The following is a 21,748-nucleotide window of genomic DNA, read 5'->3' on the forward strand; positions in this document are numbered from 1 at the left end:
CATGATCTCCGTTTATGCCTCTTTCAGGAGTGGGCGCTTATCCGCTTTGCCGTTCCAGGTTTCTGCATCAGGTAAGGCACTTTTCTTGCGCAAAATCACCGGCCATTTTTTGGTGAGTTCGGCATTGATGGCGGTGAAGTCGCGCTGGTCTTCCGGCACCTCATCTTCGGCAAAAATGGCATCTGCCGGGCATTCGGGAATACAGGCGGCGCAGTCAATACATTCGTCAGGATCAATAACCAGAAAATTGGGGCCTTCATGAAAGCATTCTACAGGACACACTTCTGCGCAATCGGTGTACTTGCACTGGATACAGTTTTCGGTAACGACGTAAGTCATGGGTTGTCTACTTTTTTACTGGCGCGCTTGCGTGGTGCGGGCGCGGGTTTGTCTACGGAAGTTGCCGAGACCTTGGCGGTTTTTTTGGCCGTGGTTTTTTTCGCGGGACTTTTCGCTGCCTTGCTGGCGGCTTTGCGCGCTGGAGCTTTGGCGGGTGCGGCGCGTTTTTCCCGGGGAGGAGGCGGCGTATAGTCCACCAGCAGTGCTGCAATTTCCGCTTCGCTGGCAGTCACCTGAAAATGGAATCCGCATTCTGGCTGGGGACAGGCGAGCTGCTCACCCAGTCGTTTTCCACTTTTTTCGATCATGATCGGCCAGGCACAACGTGGACAGGCTTTGGCCACCGGAGGCCCCCAGACAGCATAAGTGCATTTCGGATAGGTATTACAGGAATAAAATACTTTGCCATAACGACTGCGCTTTTCTACCAGTTCGCCTTCTCCACATTGAGGACAGGTGACGCCGGAAGACTTGGGCTGGGTCAACGGTTCAATGTGCTTACATTCCGGATAACCACTGCAGGAAATAAAGCGCCCGTAGCGACCGGTTTTATAGACCAGGGGTTTTCCGCAGTCGGGACAGTCGCGTCCAACTGGTTCAGGGGCTTCCCGGGGCCCGTCCACAGGACGGGTGTACTTGCAATCGGGGTATCCTGAACAGGCGACAAAACGACCATGCCGTCCAAGGCGCAGAAATAGAGGCTTTCCACATTCCGGACAATTTTCGTCCATGGCTTCGCTGGTGGCTTCGGCGCGACTGACGTTGGCTTTTTCATCCAGCAAGGAGCGAAATGGTCCCCAAAATTCGTTCAGTACCGGCCGCCATTGCTTTTCGCCTCGGGAGATGGCATCCAGCTCATCTTCCATACCTGCGGTAAAGTTGTAGTCCACATAACGCTCAAAATGATTGGACAGGAAGCGTCCAACGACTCTGCCCAGATCAGTGGGCCTAAAGCGACGTTGTTCCGTTTCTACATATTCGCGATTTTGCAGGGTCTGGATAATGCTGGCGTAAGTAGAGGGCCTCCCGATGCCGTGGGCTTCCAGAGTTTTTACCAGCGTCGCATCACTGTAGCGGGGTGGCGGTTCGGTAAAATGCTGTTCCGGATCTACGGCCTGGACTTGCGGCTGGTCGCCTTGTTCCAGAGGCGGGAGAATACGGTTGTTTTCATCTTCGTCCGCATCGTCTTTCCCTTCCAGATAAACCGCCATGAAGCCAGGAAAAGTAACGGTCGAACCGTTGGCACGCAGCGTCCAGTGGGTCCCGGCATCCATGTCCACAGCGACCATATCCAGGCGGGCCGGGGCCATCTGACAGGCGACGCTGCGTTTCCAGATCAGATCATAGAGCCGCCACAAATCCTTTTCGAGAATACCCTGCAGCATTTCCGGAGTCCGGCTGATGTCCGTCGGGCGGACGGCTTCATGCGCTTCCTGGGCATTTTTGGTTTTGGTTTTGTAACGGCGCGGGCTTTCCGGTACAAATTCATGACCATAATGCCCGTCGATGAAACCGCGAATATCGGCAATGGCTTCTTCGGAAAGATTGACGGCATCCGTACGCATGTAACTGATCAGGCCGACGGTTTCACTTCCAATGTTTATGCCTTCATAAAGCTGCTGGGCGACGCGCATGGTGCGGCTGGCGTTGAACCCCAGTTTACGGGAGGCTTCCTGCTGCAGGGTAGACGTTGTAAAAGGAGCGGCAGGCTGACGTTGCCGGCTTTTACGCTCCACTTCGCGGACCTGAAGTGGTTGCTGCTGCATATCCGCTTCCATACCGCTGCGTATGGATTCTGCCTGGGTTTCATTGTTGATATCAAATTGTTCCAGTTTTTTGTTTTGCCAGTGCGTCAAACGCCCGGAAAACTCATTGTCGGCGTGCAGCAGGCGTGCCGCAATCGTCCAATATTCCTGGCTGACAAAAGCTTCAATTTCATCTTCCCGCTCGCAGATCAGACGCAGGGCGGCACTTTGCACCCGACCGGCAGAAAGGCCGGGACGCACTTTGCGCCACAGCAGCGGCGACAAATTGAAGCCCACCAGATAGTCCAGGGCGCGCCGGGCCTGTTGGGCATTGACCAGATCCATGGCGATTTCGCGGGGATTGGCAATGGCTTCCTGTACGGCCTTTTTGGTGATTTCGTGAAAAACCACGCGCTGGGCGGGCTTGTTTCCCAACTGCTTGCGCTCGCGCAGCAGTTCTACCAAATGCCAGGAAATGGCCTCACCTTCGCGGTCCGGATCGGTGGCGAGCCAGAGTTTATCAGCCTTGCGCAATGCCTTGATAATGGCCTCTACATGCCGTTCATTGCGCTCGATGGCTTCATAGCGCATGGCAAAATCCTGCTCAGGATCAACGGCCCCTTCTTTGGGGCGAAGATCACGAACGTGACCATAAGAGGCCAGAACTTCAAAATCATCCCCGAGATATTTCTGGATGGTTTTGGCTTTGGCAGGAGATTCGACAATTACGAGCTGATGGGCCATAGGTCAGTGCAGTATCCGGGTTCCGTCTGTGTCCAGTAAGGCATCTACCCAGAGTGCTTCCGGGCCGGGATCGTTGGCCATTACCATGAAGGCAACCCAGTCAAGGGTTTCCATATCCATATCCTCAAGGTCGAGGGCCAGTAAACGATCAATGATCCGCTCCCGCATGGCGCCGTTAATGACGCCCAGGCGCTCCCAGTCATGCAGTTGACCGCGTGCTGCCACAGAAAGATTCTGCAGCTCATAGGGATGATAGGCGCGCAGCGCTCGGGGGCTGGTATCTTCCTGTTCTTCAACGGCAAAACCTTCCATCCAGTCGAGGGCGCGCTGAATGTCCGCGTCGGGAAAACCCACGGCACGAAGATGATCTTCGATGACCGCGTCGTCTTCGTCGTCGAGGTGATCCAGTAGGTATGTAATTATGTCTATGACGTCTTCCATGCCAGAGCCTTCAGGGTGCAGGAGGGAGGCGACAGAACCGGCCGCCGGGGCTGGCCGTGAGGTAACCTGATATTTCCATTTCCAAGAGGATGGCCGAAAGCTCGCCCAGCGTCAATCCACAACGCGCAGCAATTTCTTCTGTTGTCAGAGGATCAAAGTCCATGGCTGCCCAGACTTTCGCCTGATGGGGATCGTCAGGTTGCCAATGATCCGCTGCTGTTACCGGTCGGGCCTGGCATAATGCGCCAAATAGCGGCCCCAGCTCGCTCAACACATCCCCGGCACTTTCCACCAGTTTGGCACCGTCACGAATCAGACGATGCGGACCCCGGGACAGCGGCGAGTGGATTGAACCGGGTACCGCAAATACTTCTCGCCCCTGTTCCATAGCCAGGCGGGCAGTAATCAGGGAGCCACTGTTTTCCGCCGCCTCAACAATCAGTACCCCCAGACTGAGCCCGCTGATGATGCGGTTGCGACGCGGAAACAGGCCATTATGTGGTCCGGTTTCCGGGGCCTGTTCACTGACGAGCAGGCCATGCTCGATAATCTGGTGCGCCAACTGTAAATGCGTGCGCGGATAAATCAGATCGGCGCCGGTGCCCAGTACGGCAACAGTGCCACTGACCAGAGCACCACGATGGGCCGCAGCATCAATACCCAAGGCCAGGCCGCTAGTGATGATCAGTCCGGTTTCACCAAGACTGCGGGCGAAGGCTTCTGCAGTAGCTGCCCCCAAAGCCGTTGCCGAGCGGCTGCCGACAATGGCCAGCATGGGCTGGCTCAGACAGGAACGCTGTCCCCGAATAAACAACAGGGGCGGTGGGTCGGGAATTTGCCGCAGCAAAGGCGGATAATCGGGATCCGTCCAGCGACATAAATCCGTATCGGGACTATTCAGCCAGCGCCGGTCAGCAGGACGGATAAGGTCTTCGGGGTCTTTTTGTAAGGCCTGAATCTGCTTTGCGGACAAACCGAGGTCCTGCAACAGGCCGGCACCCGTTTGAAAGCAGGCGGCAGCATGGCTAAATCGCGCCAGTAAAGCCTGTTGGCGCTGTGGCCCCAAACCGTTAATTCGGCAAAGTGCCAGCCAGGCGGCATCAGACATTATTTTTGCACTGTGCCATCGGCTGAGGCAGGACTGTGGATTTCATCACCCACACGAATGCTCCGACTGGCCATGGTGATGACCGCATAGGAAACCGAGGGGAAAACCCGGAACACCATGATATTGCCGATAGTTTGGTCCGGCAGTACAAAGGCCTTGCCGGTAACCGCATTGGTCGTTACCCCGCTGTGCTGGATCTGCAGGATATTACCGGGCTTGAGATCATCCCGGGCACCCCGATCAATAATGACTACCTGGCCGACGGTCAGCGCCGGGTTCCCATCCAGTTGGCCAATGATATGACCCGCGACAGTATGGAGGGGTGCACTGGGAAAATAATGAGGGATTGCCGTTGTGACGACGGGTACCAGGCGTGCACCAAGATCAATTTCTTTGCGGAGTTTGGTGATTTGCACCGCAGCGTGATGACCACTCTGCGTTACCGTCACTTGCCCCAGGTCTTCCAGAGCATAGCCCAAAGAACGATGGGTTTTGGCCTGGAATAACTCTGGCCCCAGAGTGACGACTTGGTAGCGGCTGCCAACAGGGGCCTTTTCCAGGCCGACCGTGTAGAGCGTATTTCCGGTTACATAGGTGGGTCTTTGCTTGGCGGCTGCAGCCAGATAAGGCAGTTGCGCGAAGACTTTTTTACTGTCGATTACTCCGGGAGTACCGAGAAAGGGCATCACTTCACCAGTAGAAACCGAGGGTATGGCATCTTTCGACATTTGCGGACGCAGCTCCACAAAATTGGTTCCGTTTTCACTGAAAGACGATGCGAGACCCAGTTCGGGTTCACCATTGGCCCCATAGTGGATGACAATGCGATCACCGGGATAAATCAGGTTGGGGTTTTGAATGTAGGGATTTTTGTGCCATATCTGTGGCCACTGCCAGGGGTGAACCAGAAAATGGCCGGCAATGCCCCAGAGGGTATCTCCAGGTTTTACGGTATAACCTTGTTGTGTGCGCAGTTGAATCCCGGCAGGCGCCGCCTGGGCCATTACCGGAGCCAGGGCGCTCAGGCCGAGGGTAAAAACAAGGTTGCGCCATATGTGGTTGTGCATGTAATGATCTCCGCTGGACTTCCGCAGGGGATAGTATTAGTCCAAGATACGTTTTTTGCCGGATAGCCCTTCATTAATTTGGTGGTAAAAATGTCGCTCCTGAAAATACTCGAATTTCCCGATCAGCGCCTCAAGAATATGGCGCAGCCTATTGTCCGGGTGGACAAGCAGGTCCAGCAGCTTGCCGATGACATGGCGGAAACCATGTACGATGCTCCGGGGATCGGTTTGGCGGCTCCTCAGGTGGCCGCCGGACAACGCCTGATTGTCGTGGATGTTTCTGAAAATCGCAATGATTTGATGGTCCTGGTGAACCCCGAGATCATCGCCCATAGTGGCGAGGAAGAAATGAAAGAAGGTTGTCTGTCGGTTCCCGGTGTTCTGGAAACGGTTCGGCGGGCCGAAAAAATTACCCTGCGGGCAACGACGGTGCAGGGGAAACTCATCGAACTCGAAGCTGATGGCCTGCTGGCGGTGTGCATACAGCATGAAATTGATCATCTCAATGGCACCTTGTTTGTGGATCATCTGTCGCGCCTGAAACAGAATCTGATCCGTCGCAAGGCGGAAAAGCGGGTGCGTCAGGGTGAGTAAACGCATTGTTTTTGCGGGAACTCCCGAATTCGCCCGCATTGTTCTTGAAGAATTACTGGCCGGTCCGGAAGTTCTGGTAGGGGTGTTGACGCAGCCCGACCGGCCTGCCGGGCGCGGCCGCCATCTGCAGGAAAGCCCGGTCAAGCAATTGGCCAGAGAGACGGGTATTCCGGTTTTTCAGCCGGAGTCCTGCAAAACTCCCGAGGCTCTGGATTTGCTGCGCAGTCTGCAAGCGGATCTCCTGATTGTCGTGGCCTATGGACAGATACTTCCGCAGGCAGTTCTCGATATACCCCGCCTTGGCGCCATTAATGTACACGCGAGTCTGTTACCCGCCTGGCGGGGGGCAGCCCCCATTGCCCGCGCCATTGCTGCCGGAGACGCGGAAAGCGGGGTGGCCATTATGCAAATGGAAGCCGGGCTGGATTCTGGACCGGTGCTGAACGTACTTACCTGTCCCATACATCCTGAAGACACGGCGGCCAGCCTCCATGATCGTCTGGCACTTCTCGGCAAAGCCGCCTTGCGGCAGGCCCTGGACGCGCTGTGGGCAGGGACCGCAACAGCCCTGGTTCAGGATGAAAGCCGGGTAAGCTACGCGCGTAAGCTGAAGAAAGAAGAAGCCTTGCTGGACTGGCGGCTTCCCGCTGCAACGCTGGACCGTCAGGTGCGTGCCTTTAATCCCAGCCCCATTGCGCATACGCTGTTTCGGGAGAAAGGACTGCGCGTCTGGCAATCCAGACCGATAGCGACAACGGTGGATATTGCGCCAGGAAGCATCACCGCCATCCACAAGGAGAGTTTCACGGTAGCCTGTGGTGACGGGCAACTCGAATTGTTGCTTTTGCAACCGGCGGGCAAGGGAAAACTCAGCGCGGGAGATTTCATCCGTGGGTATCATCCTGCACAGGGAGAAAAGTTGGGATGAGTAAAAAACCAAATCACCATGGAGACCCCGGCATGCCCGGCGGAACCCTGCTGCGGCAAGCGGCCATCAAGGTATTGCAAGCCGTGGATGAAGGAGAAAAAGTGGATCAGGCCCTGGCCGCTACGACAGTCAGCGGCCCGGAGCGCGCCACGTTGCAATGGCTGGTGCTGGGAACCTTACGGGAATATCTGTTGCTGCAGAAATTATCCGGATTACTGCTGCGCAAAAGCTGGCGGGAAGAAGACCGGAATCTGGGTTTTCTTCTGCATCTGGCACTTTTTGAATTGCGGCATGGCCAGCGTCCCGCTTTTGCGGTGGTGAACGATTGGGTGGAGATGGTCGAAACCCTCCAGAAAACCTGGGCTAAGGGTCTGATGAATGCGGTTTTGCGCCGCTTTCTGCGTGAACGTGAAGCCCTGGAAGCGCAACTAGCGGATCCTGATCTGGGTCATCCGGCCTGGCTGGCCGCGCGCCTCAGGGAAGCCTATCCCGAACAATGGCCAGCCATAGCCGCCGCCAACAATCGTCCCGCACCCCTCTGGCTGCGCGTCAATACGCAGCGGGTCAGCCCGGGAAACTACCGCGAGTTGCTGCTGGCACAAGGTTTGTCCTGTCATGGAGTGGACTGGAGTGACGCCGCCCTTTGTCTTCCCGAAAGCATTCCGGTCGCCACGCTTCCGGGTTGGGACGCGGGCTGGGTGGCCGTGCAGGATGCGGCGGCCCAGATGGCCGCGCACATTCTGGCTCCCCAATCCGAAGAACGAATACTGGATGCTTGTGCTGCACCGGGAGGAAAAACCGCGCATCTTTGGGCATTGGGCGCACGCCGTCTGGATGCCTTGGACCGCTCTGCAGAACGCCTCCAGAAATTACGGGAAGCGCTATTCCGGCAGGGGGCCATCGCCCATCTGCAGGCTGCCGATGCGGGTGATCCGGAAAGCTGGTGGAATGGTGAACCGTATGACGCCATTCTCCTGGATGCGCCCTGTACGGGTGTTGGCGTCATTCGCCGGCATCCCGATATCCGCCTGCGCCGCCAGGCCGAGGACGTCCAGCAGGCCGTGGCCCAACAGCAACGCCTTCTGGAGGCATTATGGGGTTGTTTGCGCCCCGGCGGTCGGCTTCTTTATGCGACCTGTTCGATTCTGCCCGAAGAAAATCTGTTGCAGATTCGGGCGTTTCTGGCACGCCACGAGGATGCCCGCCAGCAGGCCCATCCCCTCACCGGACAACATTTGCCGGGTCAGAATGACATGGATGGTTTTTACTATGCCCTCCTGGTGAAAGCTGAATGACCCCTGTGCTGGTTTCTGCGCGGGCGGGTGGCATGATGCGCAAGCGCGGCGCGGTTTTGCTGGGCCTGATCCTGGGCTTGTGGTGTTTTGTGGGTTCTGGCTGGGCTTTGGCAGGTACCGCGTTTCACGTGGAACAGTTACAGGTCGCGCCAGAAATGAACCGGGTGAAAATCAATGCTCAGGTGCAAATCACTAAAGAAGACCTGCTGCAGGAAATTCTCGATCAGGGCCAGACCCTGATCTGGGTCGTAAAAGCGGAATGGCGGGAACCCGAACCATTTTCCTTTATTACCGGTCTGGGCACCCATGCGCAAAAAGAAGCCCGCTGGCAAATTCACTATTATCCGCTGACCAATCAATACGCACTGAAAAATGCATCAGGCACCATGCGCTTATTCAATCATTGGCAGGATGTTGTCAGCGTCCTGAAGCAGATTCATGATTTCGAGTTGCCTTTGCAACAGGGCGCGGCACGGGGACAGGTAGCGCTGCGGGTTTATGTGGATATACAGGCTCTGCCTGTCCCTCTGCGCCTGCGTGCATTGCTGGATCACTGGAAACTGGAGTCCCCATGGACCGTCAGCGCGCTCCTTTCAAACTGAGAAACTGGTTACGCGCCCTCAGTGCCGGCGCGGCGCCGGAACGCCAGAAGGTTGGCCCGCGCTGGGGTGCCATTTTATTGCTTCTGGCCATTTTAGGCTTTCTGGCGATCAATTTTTTTACCAGCGCGGGCGGGCCCCTGAGCCGCTATTTTGTCCCTATGCTGGTCATTTCAGCAGGCATCGTCCTTTTTTTGCTGGTTTTGGTGCTGGTTTCCGTGGTGGCGCTATTGGTCCGGCTGCGTCGGGGAGAAGTAGGCAGTCAGCTCGCCACGCGTTTGGTGATCATCATCACCCTGTTGAGTTTTCTGCCTGCGGCCGTGGTTTTCGGATTTTCCTGGCAGTATCTGAATCGGGGGGTCGATTCCTGGTTTAGTTCGGCCGTGCAAAGTGCTCTGGACCAGGCTTTGAATGTAGCCAAGGCCGGCATTGACCGTTATCGCAATTCGACGCTGCTGGCTGCCGAGAGCATCGCCCAGGCTTTGGTGGGTGAATCAGATAGTAACGCCATCCTCACCGTCATTGCCTTGCGTGATCAGTACCATTTGAGCAGTGTCACCCTGTTTTCTAGTGATAACCGGATTATTGCCACCAGCAGTAATAATCTGGCCCTGGCACCGCGCCTGCCGCGTCAGGAAATCCTGTCTGATGAAGGGCATCCAACCGCAAATATTGAGCCTGAAGCAGATGGCAGCCTGCTGGTCAAGGCGCTGATTCCCGTTCTGAGCCCACATCTGGGTGAAAGTAACCGCATGCTCTATGTGGAGCAGCCCATTCCCGAACAGCTCACCAAGGCGGCAGAAGCCGTACAGGTGGCTTATACCCGCTACCATCAGCTCATGCTGATGCGTGAGCCCATGAAAACGGCTTTTCAGCTCAGTCTGGCCGTAGCGCTGCTCCTGGCGGTTTTATCTGCCGTGTGGATGGGGCTGCACCTGGCCCGTCGTCTGACGGCCCCAATTGCCCGGCTGGCTGCAGGCACCCAGGCCGTAGCCCGAGGCGAATTTATCCCCCTGCAAACCATTGCCAGTCAGGATGAGTTAGGCGTTTTGCTGCACTCCTTCAACAATATGACGCGCCAGCTTGCCCGTGCCAAACAGCAGGCGGCCGCCGCTCAGGAGCAGGCAGAGCAGCGCCGGCTCTATCTGGAAACCATGTTGGGACAGTTATCCAGCGGTATTCTCACCTTTGATGGCGAGCATTGTCTGGCAGAAATCAATGCGGCAGCTGTCCAGATTCTGCAGGAAGATTTACCCAAGGGTCGGGCTTTGCAAGAACTGCAGGATGGGGCCATTCTCGAACCGCTCTGGAAGCTGGTGACCGAGTGGGTGGAGCATCCCCGCACCGGTATGCAAAAAGAGCTGCAGCTGGAACGCAGTGATGGGCCGCAAACCCTGATTGTGCATGGAGCGCAATTTGCCGACGAAGCCGGCAGTAAAGGCTTTGTTCTGGTGTTTGATGACATCAGCACCCTGGTTTCCGCCCAGCGTAGCGCCGCCTGGAGCGAGGTAGCCCGCCGCCTGGCCCATGAAATCAAAAATCCGCTGACGCCCATCCAGCTTTCGGCCGAACGGCTGCGCCGCAAATATCTGGAACGTCTGGGTGATGAAGGTGAAACCCTGGATCGGGCGACGCGAACCATCATTCATCAGGTGGATGCCCTGAAAGTGCTGGTAGATGCTTTCTCCGAATATGCCCGGCAACCGCAAATCGAGCTTCGGCCGCTGGAGATCAATCCTTTGATTCTCGATGTTCTGGACCTCTATCGAGGGCAGGAAAACGGTATTGAAATCCGTGCGGAGCTGGCTGCGGATTTGCCCAGTATTCGCGCGGATGTGCATCGCCTGCGCCAGATTCTCAACAATTTGCTGCGTAACGCCATGGATGCGCTGCAAGGTACGGAACAAGGCCCTGCCGGAAAACATATTCTGATTCGTACCGGCTTGACGGACAGCGGCTCGGCAAAGATGCTAGAGTTGAGCGTAATGGATGACGGTCCTGGTTTTCCGGCAGAACTCCTGGCCCGGGTATTTGAGCCCTATGTGACCAGCAAGGTCAAAGGCTCGGGCTTGGGCCTTGCCATTGTCCGCCGCATTGTCGAAGAGCATGGCGGAGTGATTGTTGCCGATAATCAGGGCCTTAATGGTGGCGCGCGGATTGTAATGGATTTCCCCCTGGGTTGACCCGGATTTTCTGGAGGTGGCATGGAAGCGGCAAGATTGAAGATTCTGATCGTCGATGATGAACCCGATATCTGCCAGACCCTGGCGGATATTCTCGAAGATGAAGGGTATCAGGTACAAACGGCGGGGAGTGCGGCGGCGGCAGAAGAATTTCTGCGCGACCAGATGGTGGATCTGGTCCTGCTGGATATCTGGATGCCCGGTGAAGATGGCATCACCCTGTTGCGGCGCTGGGCGGATGCGGGTCTGGAGCAGCCCGTGGTGATGATGTCCGGCCACGCCACCATTGAAACCGCTGTCCAGGCGACCAAGCTGGGTGCTTATGATTTTGTCGAAAAGCCGCTGTCTTTGGACAAAACCCTGCTGACGGTTGCCCACGCTCTGGAGGCCAGCCGCCTGCAGCGCGAAAATCGCGACCTGCGTGCCCAAACCGGCTGGGTAGAACGGCCCAGCGGGGATAGTCCGGCTATCCGCCAGTTTCGGGAACAGCTCACCCGAGTCGCTGCGGTTGACTCCTGGGCCCTGTTGCTCGGCGAAGCGGGAAGCGGCAAGGAAGTTGCGGCCCGTTATCTGCACCGGCAGAGCCGTCGGGCACAGGGGCCTTTTGTGGACCTGCGTGCTGCCGCCATTGCCCGGCCCAATGTGGCTACGGAACTTTTTGGTAATGAAACCCAGGGCAAGCTCATTCGTGGACGTCTGGAAGTCGCCCATGGCGGGACCCTGTTCATCGACGAAATAGCCGATATGGATCTGGAAACCCAGGCCCGTCTGTTTTCAGCCTTGCAGGAAAAACGCATCATTCGGGTGGGGGGCAGTACCCCCGTACCGGTCGATGTGCGGGTCATTGCCGGCAGTGCCCATGATTTATCCCAGGCTGTACAAAACGGCCAGTTTCGCAGTGACCTGTACTATCGGCTGAGTGCCTTGCCCTTGCGGGTTCCGCCCTTGTCAGCGCGGACGGCGGATATCCCGGTACTCATTGAAGAGTTTGTGCGGTTTTATGGTGCCCGGGATGGCCTGCCCGGCCGTCGTTTTGCGCCGGACAGCATGGATGTTCTCAACCACTATCCCTGGCCGGGGAATGTTCGGGAACTGCAGAATCTGGTGGAGCGCCTGCTGATTCTGGCCGAAGGTCCGGAAATCAGTGCGGCAGAAATCGAAGGAGCGCTGGGTCTGGATAACCGCATGGCTCTCGCCAACAGCAACTTCGACGAGGACGACTTCGGCGGTACCCTCAAACGCGCCCGCGAACGCTTTGAACGGGCTTTCCTTGAGTATCATCTGGCGCGCAATGACTGGAATATTGCCCGCACCGCTGAAATCGTCGGGCTTGAACGGACCCATCTGTATCGTAAGCTGAAAAATCTCAGTATTGCCCTCAAGGGCGAAAGAAGAGTTGGCGAAGACGGCGAAGAAGAGGATTGAATTCAATACCAAAAACCCGCTCTATTGCGGATTCCTGTGATCCTGCTTACAGTGGGCGCAATATTTTTAGCTACAGGAAGCCCGTTATGACCCAGCAAAATACTTTGCCCACCAATGCCCCCGAGTTTTGTGCGGGAATGCTCTACTTTGGTGAGAACTGGCCGGATTTCGACGAATACGGCAAATCCCCTGCCATTGCTGCGGATCATAAGGCGATTGCGAACCCCCAGGCACGGGAGGCGGTGTACCAGTCGCTGTTGTTGGCCGATGCTCTGCGTTATTGCACGCTGCAGGTCTGTACCGCCAAGTCGTCCGGCCATCCCGGGGGTTTTGCCTCCAGCGCGGAGGCCTATGCGGCCATGGTCATGCTTGGTCATACCAACATTGTCACGGAAGTGGGGCACCACGCGCCCGGCTTTTACAGTGCCATGTTTCTCGACCGCTCCCTGGAAGCCATGGGTATTCAGAACATGAATGACATGATGGCGCGCTTCCGCGAACAGCATGGTCTGCTGGGTCATCTCTCCGGCGCTATTCCGGGTCTGTTGGCGCCTGCCGGTCCGCTGGGACAGGGGCAACATTTCGCCATGGCCGGGGCGCTGCTGCATCCCGGCACGCTGTTCCCGGTCACCATCGGCGATGGCGGCTTTGGCGAACCGTATGTACTGAGCTCCATGAAACATTTTCACTTTGCCTATCCCCGGGTGACCAACTATCTGCCGATTCTGGTCTGGAATGGTTTCAGCCAGGAACATCATTCCATGGTCTCGCTGATGAGCAACGCGGAAATGATGGCCTACTGGCGGGCGCATGACTTTGATGAGGTCATTCTGGTTGATGCCAAGGATTATGATGATGCCGGACAGGAAGGCGCCTATGTGGATTCCACGCGTTTCTCCTTCGGGCAACGCATGGCTTTCATGGAAGCGGTCCTGCGTGCTGCCGCCAAGGCCGCGCAAAATGCCTTGAATGGTCGTCACACCGCCTTCATCCTCAAACAGTTGAAGGGTGCCGGGGTGCATGTCTCCGGTGCCAAATCCCACAATTTGTATCCCAAGGACACTTTTGAGTCACCGGAAATCAAAGCTGCTTTGCAAAAGCGCGCGCTGAGTCCGGAGGCCTGGGCGCTGGTCCGCGACAATTTCTCCCGTGCCGGAGGTGGTCCTGCTGCCAAAACCGTGGTGACCGAGCATGTGCTGGAAATCGCCCAATTGGGAGAGTTTCCCCTGCAGGATTTTGCCGTCGGAGAACAGGCCGTGCCGGCCACCGCCATGGGCGCACTGGTCGCCTGGCTGGGACAGCAGGACCCGCGCTTTGTGGTGAGCAATGCCGATGGTAATGAAGCTTCAGCCATGAAGAACATTAATGATGCCCTGAAAATCCGCCATCCCACGGAAGATCCGCTCTACAACCAGCAGCCCGGAGGGCAGGTTTACGAGCCCCTCAACGAAGATGCCTGCGCGGGTCTGGCAGCGGGTCTGGCCCTGTTTGGCAGTCGTTCTCTGTGGTTGTCCTATGAGTCCTTTGCCATCAACGGCTGGCCGATTATGCAGACGGTGGGTCAGGCGATGGCCGAGCTGCGCCGCAAGACTCCCTCGACGGTATGCATGTTCACGGCGGGAGCCCTGGAGCAGGGCCGCAACGGCTGGACCCACCAACGTCCGGAAATCGAAAACTATTTCGCCGCGCAAATGCGCAATGGCAATTTGTTTCTGCTCTATCCCACGGATGCCAACGTCATCCAGGCCGCCTATGAATACGCCGTGAATAGCGTCAACAAGTCGATGATTATCATTGCCTCGAAAAGCCCGCTGCCCGTGCATCTGAGCATGGCCGAAGCGCGTGCGGCAGTCCGCAAGGGCGCTGCAGTTCTTTATGAAGGGGCTGGCGGCACGCGCGGCACGGTAACTTTTGCCGTTACCGGAGACATGGTGTTGATGCCGGTGTTCGCCGCCCGCGAGATCCTGGAAAAAGAAGGGTACGGGGTGCGTATTGTTTCCGTCATCAATCCCCGTCAGTTGTATCGCCCCTCGGATGTGGCTGCGCATACCGTATCCGAGCCGGATACGGATTTCATGGCTGATGCGGAATTCCACCAGTTGTTTGCCGGCGACATGTTACTGACCATCGGCGGTGGCGGTTCCGGAGCGCTGGAGCCGGTGCTCTTACGCAGTCGCGCGGCGTATCGCGATACCCTGGCCTGGCAGCGCGGTGAAACCACCGCCAGCGCGGGTGAACTGATGGCTTTCAATGGGATTACGGCGGATGCCATTCTCAGCAAGGTGCGGAGTTTTGGTGGGCAGTAATCCCCGGGAAACCCGTACCAAAATCATCGTCATTGATGATGATCCCACCGGCTCGCAGACGGTCCATTCCTGCCTGCTGCTGACCCGATGGGATCCTGAGACCCTGCGGGAAGCCTTGCAGGATGATTCCCCGCTCTTTTTTGTTTTGAGTAATACCCGGGGCATGAGCGCCGTCCGTGCCGAACAGGTCACCCGGGAAATCTGCCGCAACCTGCATGTGGCTCTGGAGCCGTTGGCCAATAACGGACAGCCGGTGCAACCATTGCTGGTGAGTCGCTCGGATTCGACCTTGCGCGGCCATTATCCGGTCGAAACTGATGTGATGGCTGAGGAGTTGGGACCTTTTGATGCGCATTTTCTGGTTCCGGCATTTTTTGAAGGGGGGCGCATTACCCGTGACAGCACCCATTATGTCATCCAGAACGGGGTAGAAGTTCCCGCCCATGAAACCGAATTTGCCCGGGATTCGGTGTTTGCCTTTCAGCATAGTTATCTGCCCGATTATGTGGCCGAAAAAACCCACGGACGCATTCCTGCGGAGCAGGTGCAACGCTTGCGTCTGGCGGATTTGCGCGCCGGTTGCCTGGCGCAGCTTTTGGCACTCAAAAATAATACCTGTGTGGTCGTGGACGCCGTGGAAGCGGCAGATCTGCACACCTTTGCCCGGGATTTGCGGGCTGCTGCCGGGCAGGGCAAGCGTTTTCTGTTCCGAAGTGCGGCCAGCTTGCTGACCGCACTGGCCGATCTGCCGCCCCAGCTGGTGCCTGCGGAAAACATGGCACAACTGGTACGCGGGGGTAAAGCCGGAGCCATTCTGGTCGGTTCTCATGTGCGTAAAACCACCGAGCAGCTCAGCCGCTTGCTGGAGGAATCGGGTCTGCAAGGACTGGAGGTAGAGGTGGATGCCTGCAGCGGTGAGGCGGGCAAAAAGCAGTTAACCCATCTTCTCGATCAGGCCGCCAGGCTTCACGCTCAGGGCCTGGACCTGGTGATTTACACCAGCCGCAGTGAACGCCAGTTTGCCGATCAGGCGACACGTCTGGCTTTCGGTGAAACCGTATCGGCTTTTCTCATGGATCTGTTGCGTGGTCTGCCCGAAGATCTGGGTTTCCTCATCAGCAAGGGTGGTATCACGTCCAATGATGTTCTGAGTAGCGGGCTGGCGCTGCGCAAGGCGCGGGTCATGGGGCAGATTTTGCCCGGCTGCTCGGTGGTTCAGTGCCCGCATGATCATCCACGCTATCCGGATCTGCCGGTGGTGATATTTCCCGGTAACGTCGGGGATGCCGAAAGTCTTGCCTTGGCACGGCGTCGCCTGCGCGGTCGGTGAAGGGCGCAAATCATGGCGGGCAGTCCTGATTCCGAGCATGCCGCATTTCTCAGCGCCCTCCGCGCCCTATTGCCGGACGATGGCCTGCTGACGCAGAGCGAGGACCTGCATCCTTACGAATGTGATGGTTTGTCGGTGCTCAGGGAGCTGCCTCTGGCGGTGGTCCTCCCCCGTCATCGAGCAGAGGTACAGGCTGTTCTGAAAATCTGTCAGCAGTATGCTGTGGCGGTGGTTCCCAGAGGGGCGGGCACCGGCTTATCCGGTGGCGCTCGTCCCTGCGCCGGGGCCATTGTGCTTTCCCTGGCGCGACTCAAGCAGATTCGGGCGCTGGACACCAGCAACCGTACGGCCCGGGTGCAGCCGGGAGTGCGCAATCTGGCCATCAGTGAAGCAGCGCGGCCCATGGGCCTGTACTATGCGCCGGATCCTTCCTCCCAGATCGCCTGTACCATTGGCGGCAATGTGGCAGAAAATTCCGGCGGGGTACATTGTCTGAAATACGGCTTGACGGTCCACAATGTGCTGGCTCTGGAAGTGCTGGATGCATCGGGCGAACGTCTGGAGATCGGCAGTCAGGCGCCGGACAGTCCCGGCTATGATCTGCTGGCGCTGATGATGGGTTCGGAAGGATTGCTGGGTATCGTGACCGAATGTACGTTGCGCTTGCTGCCGGTTCCCGAAAATACCCTGGTATTGCTGGCGGCCTTTGCCTCGGTGGTGGCGGCGGCAGACGCGGTGAGTGCCATCATTGCGGCAGGAATCATTCCGGCCGGGCTGGAAATGATGGACCAACTCGCCATAGAAGCCGCCGAAGATTTTGTGCATGCCGGTTACCCCCGCGATGCCGCTGCCATTTTGCTCTGCGAACTGGATGGGACCGAGGCAGAACTTCAGGAACGCCTGCGCGCCGTGGAAAAGTTGTTACAGCGGCAAGGGGCTACCAGCATCCGTATTGCCGCTGATGCCGAAACCCGGCTGTTACTCTGGAAAGGCCGCAAGGCCGCGTTTCCGGCGGTGGGTCGTCTGGCCCCGGATTATTACTGTATGGATGGGACCATCCCGCGCAAGCGTTTGGCGGAAGTGCTCGAACAAATCGCGATCTGGTCGGCCGAATATGGTTTGCGGGTCGCCAATGTGTTTCACGCTGGCGATGGCAACCTGCACCCGCTCATCCTCTATGACGCCAATGTGGAAGAGCAGTTGCATGCTGCAGAAGCCCTCGGTCAACGCATTCTCGAACTGTGTGTGGCGGTCGGTGGCAGTATCACTGGAGAGCACGGTGTCGGCGTAGAAAAACTGGACAGCATGTGCGCCCAGTTTACGCCTGCCGAGCTGGCCCAGTTGCACCGCATCAAGGCGGCCTTTGATCCCGAAGGGCGGCTGAATCCGGGCAAGGCCGTCCCCAGTCTGCATCGCTGCGCAGAACTGGGAGCCATGCATGTGCATCATGGTCAATTACCTTTCCCGGAACTGGAGCGCTTTTAAGATGGATCAGCGCGAGCGTTTGCAGGAACAGGTCCGCGAAGCCTTTCAGCAGTCGCGTCCCCTGCAGATTCAGGGGGCCGGGACCAAGCGCTTTTACGGCAGAAAAACTGCTGATGCGGAACCGTTGCTATTGCGGGAGCATCAAGGGATTGTGGATTACGAACCCAGTGAACTGTTTGTGACCCTGCGGGCCGGGACAAGCCTGCAGACCTTGCAGGAACAGTTGGCCGAAGCTGGCCAGATGCTGCCCTTCGAGCCGCCTTTTTTCGGGGCGGAAGCTACCATCGGTGGCACCCTGGCCTGTGGTTTTTCCGGTCCACGGCGGCCTTATGCGGGTTCTGCCCGGGATTACGTGCTGGGTGTGCACATGCTCAATGGTCTGGGAGAATCTTTGCGCTTTGGCGGACAGGTCATGAAAAATGTGGCGGGCTATGATGTATCCCGTCTACTGGTAGGGTCTTTGGGTACCCTCGGCATTTTGCTGGAGGTGACGCTCAAAGTGTTGCCGCGTCCCGAGCGGGAGCTCACCCTGGTACACGACACCGACATGGCTACAGCCATTGTCCGGATGAATCAATGGGCGGGCCAGCCCCTGCCCTTGTCAGCCAGTGCCTGGGATGGGGCCCACTTGTACCTGCGTCTGTCGGGGACGGAGAAAGCCGTCGCAGCGGCGCAGAGCAAAATCGGTGGAGCGGTGCTGGACGAAAACGACGGCATCCTTTTCTGGAAAAATCTGCGTGAACATCGCCATGTATTTTTTCAGGGAAGCGCAGCACTCTGGCGGCTGGCAGTAGCGCCCGCCACGCCCCCCCTGGCTCTGCCCGGACAGACGCTTATTGAATGGGGTGGTGGACAGCGCTGGCTGCGCGGTCAACGGGATGCCAGCGCCCTGCAGACGCTGGCGGCTGAGCATGGCGGACACGCCACCCTGTTTCGCGGCGGTGACCATGCCAAAGAGGTGTTCCAGCCTTTGCCGCCAGCCCTGTTCGCCCTGCATCAACGCCTGAAAAATGCGTTTGATCCGCACGGTATTTTGAATCCTGGTCGCCTGTACGCGGCCCTATAGAGAAGCCTATGCAAACCCGGATTGCTCCCCGTTTTGAGAATGACGCCGACATTGTCGAAGCGGACAGTATTTTGCGGAGTTGCGTCCATTGCGGTTTTTGCACGGCAACCTGTCCCACCTATCAGCTACTGGGTGACGAACTGGACGGTCCCCGTGGCCGTATTTATCTCATCAAAGAGTTCCTGGCCGGCACGCCCGCCAGCGCTGAAACCCTCAAACATCTGGATCGTTGCCTGACTTGCCGCGCTTGTGAAACGACTTGTCCGTCCGGGGTACGCTATGCCCGCCTGGCGGAAATTGGTCGTGAACATCTGGAAAACGAAATTCCGCGTCAGGCCCTCGAGCGCCTGAAGCGCAATATGCTGCGTGCGGTGGTTCCTCATCCCGCGCGTTTTCGTCTGGCGCTGCAACTGGGGACCCTGTTCAAACCCTTTTTGCCGGAAGCCCTCGCCCGGAACATACCCGAATGGCCTGGCACAGCGCTTCCGGTGCCGCATCTGCTGCAAGCTGCGACGTCCGACCACCGGCCCACGGTGCTTGCCCTTGCGGGTTGTGTGCAAAGCGTCATGACGCCGCAAACCGAAGCGGCTCTGGAGCAGATTGCTGACCGGCTCGGTTATCACGTGGAAGTTCCCCCCGAGGCGGGGTGTTGTGGTGCCCTGAGTTTGCATCTCAACGCCCGCGCCGAAGCGCAGGATTACATGCGTCGGAATATTGATGCCTGGTGGCCGCATATCATAGCCGGTGCGGAGGCTATTCTGGTGAGCGCCAGTGGTTGTGGCAGCATGGTCAAGGAGTATGCCGAGGCTCTACAAAACGACCCCGATTATGCCGAAAAAGCCCGGCAAGTAGCGGCGTTGGCACGGGACCCCAGTGAATGGCTGCTCGAACACCTGGAAGCCCTGCCGCTGGAGCACAAAAATCGTGGCCCGTTGGCCTTTCACGCGCCGTGTTCACTGCAACATGCACAACGGCTGCTGGGTAAGGTCGAAGCCCTGCTGGAACGCGCAGGCTACCAGTTGACGGCGGTTGCCGATGCGCATCTTTGCTGCGGTTCTGCCGGTACCTACTCCATTTTGCAGCCGGATTTATCCCGGCAACTCCGTGAGCAAAAGCTGGACGCCCTGCAACAGGGCGAACCCTGCGCTATTGCTACCGCCAATGTCGGTTGCCAGTTGCATTTACAGGGGGGTACGGAGCTGCCGGTCCGCCATTGGCTGGAGTTGCTGGCGGAGTCGTTGCTGTCTAAAAAACCCTAATCCAGCCGTAACCAGCCCTTGCGGTAAAATATCCAGGCAGTAAGTGCTTCCACCAGTACCAGGCCGCCGGTAACGGCGACAAATCCATAACGCCAGTGGGGTAGGGGTCCCAGGGGGACGTTCATGGCCGCCGCGCCCGGTATGAACAACGGAATGGTGACCAGAATAATCAGCGCCGCCATGAATTTGAACAGATGGTTCACGTTGTTGTGCACCACATAAGCGTAAGATTCCAGCAATTCATTGATGGTTTCCTGGTCGCTATCCACCTGATCACGAACCTGTGACAGTTCAATTCGCGTATCTTCATGAATTTCCACGAGATCGTGATCTTCCTTGGGCAGGAACAGACCGATTTCACTGACCACATACTCCAGTTGCAGCAAGCCCAGATCCAGGGCCAGGAGGCGGTCGTGAATATCCAGTCCCCGGTACACCACATCATGGCGCTGGGCCTGCCGTAAATCCCGTTCGACCATGGCCATTTCCCGGGCCACAGCGCGCGCAGTGGGCAGGTACAGGCGGGTCACCTCGGCGATGATGCGCAGGACAAGTTCCCAGCGTTTACGTGGTTTATCTGGATCAATCAGCTGGTTGAGAAAGGGGATTTCCTGATCCGCCAGGGTCACGAAATAACCCGGTACAAAATAAACGCTGAGAGGCACCAGAGAAAACTGGCCGATGCGCCCATCTTCCGGTATCGGCACCTGAAATTGCAGGGAAATCAGTCGTTCTTCCTTGATCAGCGGCCGCGATGCCTCGCCTTCCAGGCGTTTGCGCAGAAAGCTTTCGGGAATATCCAGCGTCATGGCGGCCTGACTCAGTTCCAGGGCCGAAGGATTGACCAGGGCCATCCAGCTGCGCCGGTTGGCGTTGCCCGAAAGCAGGCAGTCTCGCGTAATTCGCAGCATGTCCCGCTTCTCCCTACATTGCAAAAAAGCCGTGTTTTCTGGCCCAGATGGCAAACATCAGGGTGGCTCCGAAAACATAGGCAAGCAGGCCGAACCACAGATAATGCCAGTGTTCCAGCGGGAGAATGGTCATCATGTGAAAAGGCATGATAAAGGCAATGGGCATCATCAGCAGCGCCAGCCATACCGTCATGACCTTCATGACGGTATGCGCATTATTCTGAATGATGCCGTTGTAGGCATTGGTGACGGTCAAATAACGCTCATAGACCAGATTGACGACATCTTCCATGCGCCGTTGTTCGCGCAGGGCAGCATCCAGCAAGGGATAAGTCGAAGCATCGCCGGGCGTGGCCCGCAAGGCGTCGCGCAAAATCAGTCCGGTTTCGCGCAAGGCGATGACCAGTTCTCCCAGATCCCGGTTCAGGACCACGATTTCGCGCAGCTCACGGTTACCCATGGCGGTTTTCAGGGCCATACGCAGTTCCTGGAGACGATCCACCAACACCCGGGCGACCCGTTCATGACTGTAGATGATGTTGAGCAGAATTCTTTGCAGAAGATCGCCACGGGCATTTTGCTGCAGGCTGCCGAGCCAATCCTGCTGCAGGGTTGCCAGCAGGGCGTCTTCAGCGATGATGACCAGGCGCCCGGGGCTGTCGTGCTGCACAATCAGGTGGCTTACCCGTGCGACAGTCCCAAATCGGGCATCTTCTTCCAGCAGGGCAACGGGCAGCCGCAGGATGATTTCTTCGCCTTCACAATACAGGCGCTGGTCTTCACTATGGCGCAGCAGATTTCCCAGTCCGCTGCAGGAGGGGGCCTGTTCCGGGTTGAGCAGAAATAATCCCGGACCCGTGCAAGATGTACTGGAATTCCAGTCACCAACCGCCATGTCGAAATAACGGGCCGTCATCGTTGCC

Annotated in this window: 18 protein-coding genes; 11 read left to right on the top strand and 7 right to left on the bottom strand. The window is 57.6% G+C overall.

Features of this window, described 5'->3' with window-relative positions; all coding sequences use genetic code 11:
- Window positions 1-12: 12 nt before the first annotated feature.
- From fdxA to H7F11_RS06920, 5 genes are read right to left on the bottom strand one after another with little or no spacing between them, the layout of a single operon-like run.
- Complete coding sequence (gene fdxA, locus H7F11_RS06900) at window positions 13-339, bottom strand: ferredoxin FdxA (RefSeq protein WP_193650264.1); 327 nt, start codon at window positions 337-339, stop codon at window positions 13-15.
- Complete coding sequence (topA, locus tag H7F11_RS06905) at window positions 336-2,828, bottom strand: type I DNA topoisomerase (RefSeq protein WP_193650265.1); 2,493 nt, start codon at window positions 2,826-2,828, stop codon at window positions 336-338. Before topA ends, fdxA begins: the two co-directional genes overlap by 4 nt.
- A gap of 3 nt (window positions 2,829-2,831) precedes the next feature.
- Complete coding sequence (locus H7F11_RS06910; protein ID WP_024894351.1) at window positions 2,832-3,269, bottom strand: DUF494 domain-containing protein; 438 nt, start codon at window positions 3,267-3,269, stop codon at window positions 2,832-2,834.
- Window positions 3,270-3,279: 10 nt separating this feature from the next.
- Entirely contained in the window at window positions 3,280-4,377 is a 1,098-nt protein-coding gene (gene dprA, locus H7F11_RS06915) for a DNA-processing protein DprA (protein ID WP_193650266.1), read from the bottom strand.
- Entirely contained in the window at window positions 4,377-5,444 is a 1,068-nt protein-coding gene (locus tag H7F11_RS06920) for a LysM peptidoglycan-binding domain-containing protein (RefSeq protein ID WP_193650267.1), read from the bottom strand. Before H7F11_RS06920 ends, dprA begins: the two co-directional genes overlap by 1 nt.
- A gap of 90 nt (window positions 5,445-5,534) precedes the next feature.
- On the opposite strand from H7F11_RS06920, the gene def reads away from it, so the two are divergent.
- From def to glcF, 11 genes are all read left to right on the top strand, one after another.
- Window positions 5,535-6,038, top strand: a complete 504-nt coding sequence (gene def, locus H7F11_RS06925; protein WP_010640902.1) for a peptide deformylase — start codon at window positions 5,535-5,537, stop codon at window positions 6,036-6,038.
- Window positions 6,031-6,966, top strand: a complete 936-nt coding sequence (fmt, locus tag H7F11_RS06930; protein ID WP_193650268.1) for a methionyl-tRNA formyltransferase — start codon at window positions 6,031-6,033, stop codon at window positions 6,964-6,966. The genes def and fmt overlap by 8 nt, the downstream gene beginning before the upstream one ends.
- Window positions 6,963-8,261 carry a 16S rRNA (cytosine(967)-C(5))-methyltransferase RsmB gene (gene rsmB / locus H7F11_RS06935; protein ID WP_193650269.1) on the top strand — a complete coding sequence of 433 codons (1,299 nt, stop codon included), beginning with the start codon at window positions 6,963-6,965 and terminating at the stop codon, window positions 8,259-8,261. Before fmt ends, rsmB begins: the two co-directional genes overlap by 4 nt.
- The gene (locus H7F11_RS06940; RefSeq protein ID WP_193650270.1) at window positions 8,258-8,863 is read left to right on the top strand and encodes a DUF4390 domain-containing protein; all 606 of its coding nucleotides are present in this window, start codon (window positions 8,258-8,260) and stop codon (window positions 8,861-8,863) included. The genes rsmB and H7F11_RS06940 overlap by 4 nt, the downstream gene beginning before the upstream one ends.
- Complete coding sequence (locus tag H7F11_RS06945; RefSeq protein ID WP_193650271.1) at window positions 8,833-11,043, top strand: sensor histidine kinase; 2,211 nt, start codon at window positions 8,833-8,835, stop codon at window positions 11,041-11,043. The genes H7F11_RS06940 and H7F11_RS06945 overlap by 31 nt, the downstream gene beginning before the upstream one ends.
- A 21-nt stretch (window positions 11,044-11,064) precedes the next feature.
- A complete protein-coding gene (locus H7F11_RS06950; RefSeq protein WP_193650272.1) occupies window positions 11,065-12,468 on the top strand; it encodes a sigma-54-dependent transcriptional regulator in 1,404 nt (467 codons plus the stop codon).
- An 86-nt stretch (window positions 12,469-12,554) separates the two neighbouring features.
- A complete protein-coding gene (locus H7F11_RS06955) occupies window positions 12,555-14,774 on the top strand; it encodes a phosphoketolase (RefSeq protein ID WP_193650273.1) in 2,220 nt (739 codons plus the stop codon).
- Window positions 14,734-16,104 carry a four-carbon acid sugar kinase family protein gene (locus tag H7F11_RS06960; RefSeq protein ID WP_193650274.1) on the top strand — a complete coding sequence of 457 codons (1,371 nt, stop codon included), beginning with the start codon at window positions 14,734-14,736 and terminating at the stop codon, window positions 16,102-16,104. Before H7F11_RS06955 ends, H7F11_RS06960 begins: the two co-directional genes overlap by 41 nt.
- A gap of 12 nt (window positions 16,105-16,116) precedes the next feature.
- Complete coding sequence (locus H7F11_RS06965; RefSeq protein ID WP_193650275.1) at window positions 16,117-17,589, top strand: FAD-linked oxidase C-terminal domain-containing protein; 1,473 nt, start codon at window positions 16,117-16,119, stop codon at window positions 17,587-17,589.
- Between the two features lies 1 nt (window position 17,590).
- Window positions 17,591-18,655, top strand: coding sequence for a glycolate oxidase subunit GlcE (glcE, locus tag H7F11_RS06970; protein WP_193650276.1), 1,065 nt, complete (start codon window positions 17,591-17,593; stop codon window positions 18,653-18,655).
- A gap of 8 nt (window positions 18,656-18,663) precedes the next feature.
- A complete protein-coding gene (gene glcF / locus H7F11_RS06975; RefSeq protein ID WP_193650277.1) occupies window positions 18,664-19,914 on the top strand; it encodes a glycolate oxidase subunit GlcF in 1,251 nt (416 codons plus the stop codon).
- Here glcF and H7F11_RS06980 read toward each other — a convergent pair.
- Together H7F11_RS06980 and H7F11_RS06985 are read right to left on the bottom strand one after the other, a co-directional pair.
- Window positions 19,911-20,825 (bottom strand): CorA family divalent cation transporter, encoded by a 915-nt coding sequence (locus H7F11_RS06980; RefSeq protein WP_193640031.1) that lies wholly within the window; start codon window positions 20,823-20,825, stop codon window positions 19,911-19,913. The two genes, glcF and H7F11_RS06980, sit on opposite strands and share 4 nt — an antisense overlap.
- Window positions 20,826-20,838: 13 nt before the next feature.
- Window positions 20,839-21,741, bottom strand: coding sequence for a CorA family divalent cation transporter (locus H7F11_RS06985; RefSeq protein WP_065974746.1), 903 nt, complete (start codon window positions 21,739-21,741; stop codon window positions 20,839-20,841).
- Between the last annotated feature and the right edge of the window lie 7 nt (window positions 21,742-21,748).

The organism is Acidithiobacillus sp. HP-2 (assembly GCF_015100155.1).
Lineage (GTDB): Bacteria > Pseudomonadota > Gammaproteobacteria > Acidithiobacillales > Acidithiobacillaceae > Acidithiobacillus.

Bases quoted from the DNA above. Each gene is read 5' to 3' on its own strand.
- H7F11_RS06910 (WP_024894351.1), bottom strand. From the start codon at position 3,269: ATGGAAGACGTCATAGACATAATTACATACCTACTGGATCACCTCGAC.
- H7F11_RS06955 (WP_193650273.1), top strand. From the start codon at position 12,555: ATGACCCAGCAAAATACTTTGCCCACCAATGCCCCCGAGTTTTGTGCG.
- H7F11_RS06940 (WP_193650270.1), top strand. From the start codon at position 8,258: ATGACCCCTGTGCTGGTTTCTGCGCGGGCGGGTGGCATGATGCGCAAG.
- H7F11_RS06960 (WP_193650274.1), top strand. From the start codon at position 14,734: ATGCCATTCTCAGCAAGGTGCGGAGTTTTGGTGGGCAGTAATCCCCGG.
- glcF (WP_193650277.1), top strand. From the start codon at position 18,664: ATGCAAACCCGGATTGCTCCCCGTTTTGAGAATGACGCCGACATTGTC.
- H7F11_RS06980 (WP_193640031.1), bottom strand. From the start codon at position 20,825: ATGCTGCGAATTACGCGAGACTGCCTGCTTTCGGGCAACGCCAACCGG.
- dprA (WP_193650266.1), bottom strand. From the start codon at position 4,377: ATGTCTGATGCCGCCTGGCTGGCACTTTGCCGAATTAACGGTTTGGGG.
- H7F11_RS06920 (WP_193650267.1), bottom strand. From the start codon at position 5,444: ATGCACAACCACATATGGCGCAACCTTGTTTTTACCCTCGGCCTGAGC.
- H7F11_RS06950 (WP_193650272.1), top strand. From the start codon at position 11,065: ATGGAAGCGGCAAGATTGAAGATTCTGATCGTCGATGATGAACCCGAT.
- H7F11_RS06985 (WP_065974746.1), bottom strand. From the start codon at position 21,741: ATGACGGCCCGTTATTTCGACATGGCGGTTGGTGACTGGAATTCCAGT.
- H7F11_RS06945 (WP_193650271.1), top strand. From the start codon at position 8,833: ATGGACCGTCAGCGCGCTCCTTTCAAACTGAGAAACTGGTTACGCGCC.
- H7F11_RS06965 (WP_193650275.1), top strand. From the start codon at position 16,117: ATGGCGGGCAGTCCTGATTCCGAGCATGCCGCATTTCTCAGCGCCCTC.
- topA (WP_193650265.1), bottom strand. From the start codon at position 2,828: ATGGCCCATCAGCTCGTAATTGTCGAATCTCCTGCCAAAGCCAAAACC.
- glcE (WP_193650276.1), top strand. From the start codon at position 17,591: ATGGATCAGCGCGAGCGTTTGCAGGAACAGGTCCGCGAAGCCTTTCAG.
- fdxA (WP_193650264.1), bottom strand. From the start codon at position 339: ATGACTTACGTCGTTACCGAAAACTGTATCCAGTGCAAGTACACCGAT.
- rsmB (WP_193650269.1), top strand. From the start codon at position 6,963: ATGAGTAAAAAACCAAATCACCATGGAGACCCCGGCATGCCCGGCGGA.
- def (WP_010640902.1), top strand. From the start codon at position 5,535: ATGTCGCTCCTGAAAATACTCGAATTTCCCGATCAGCGCCTCAAGAAT.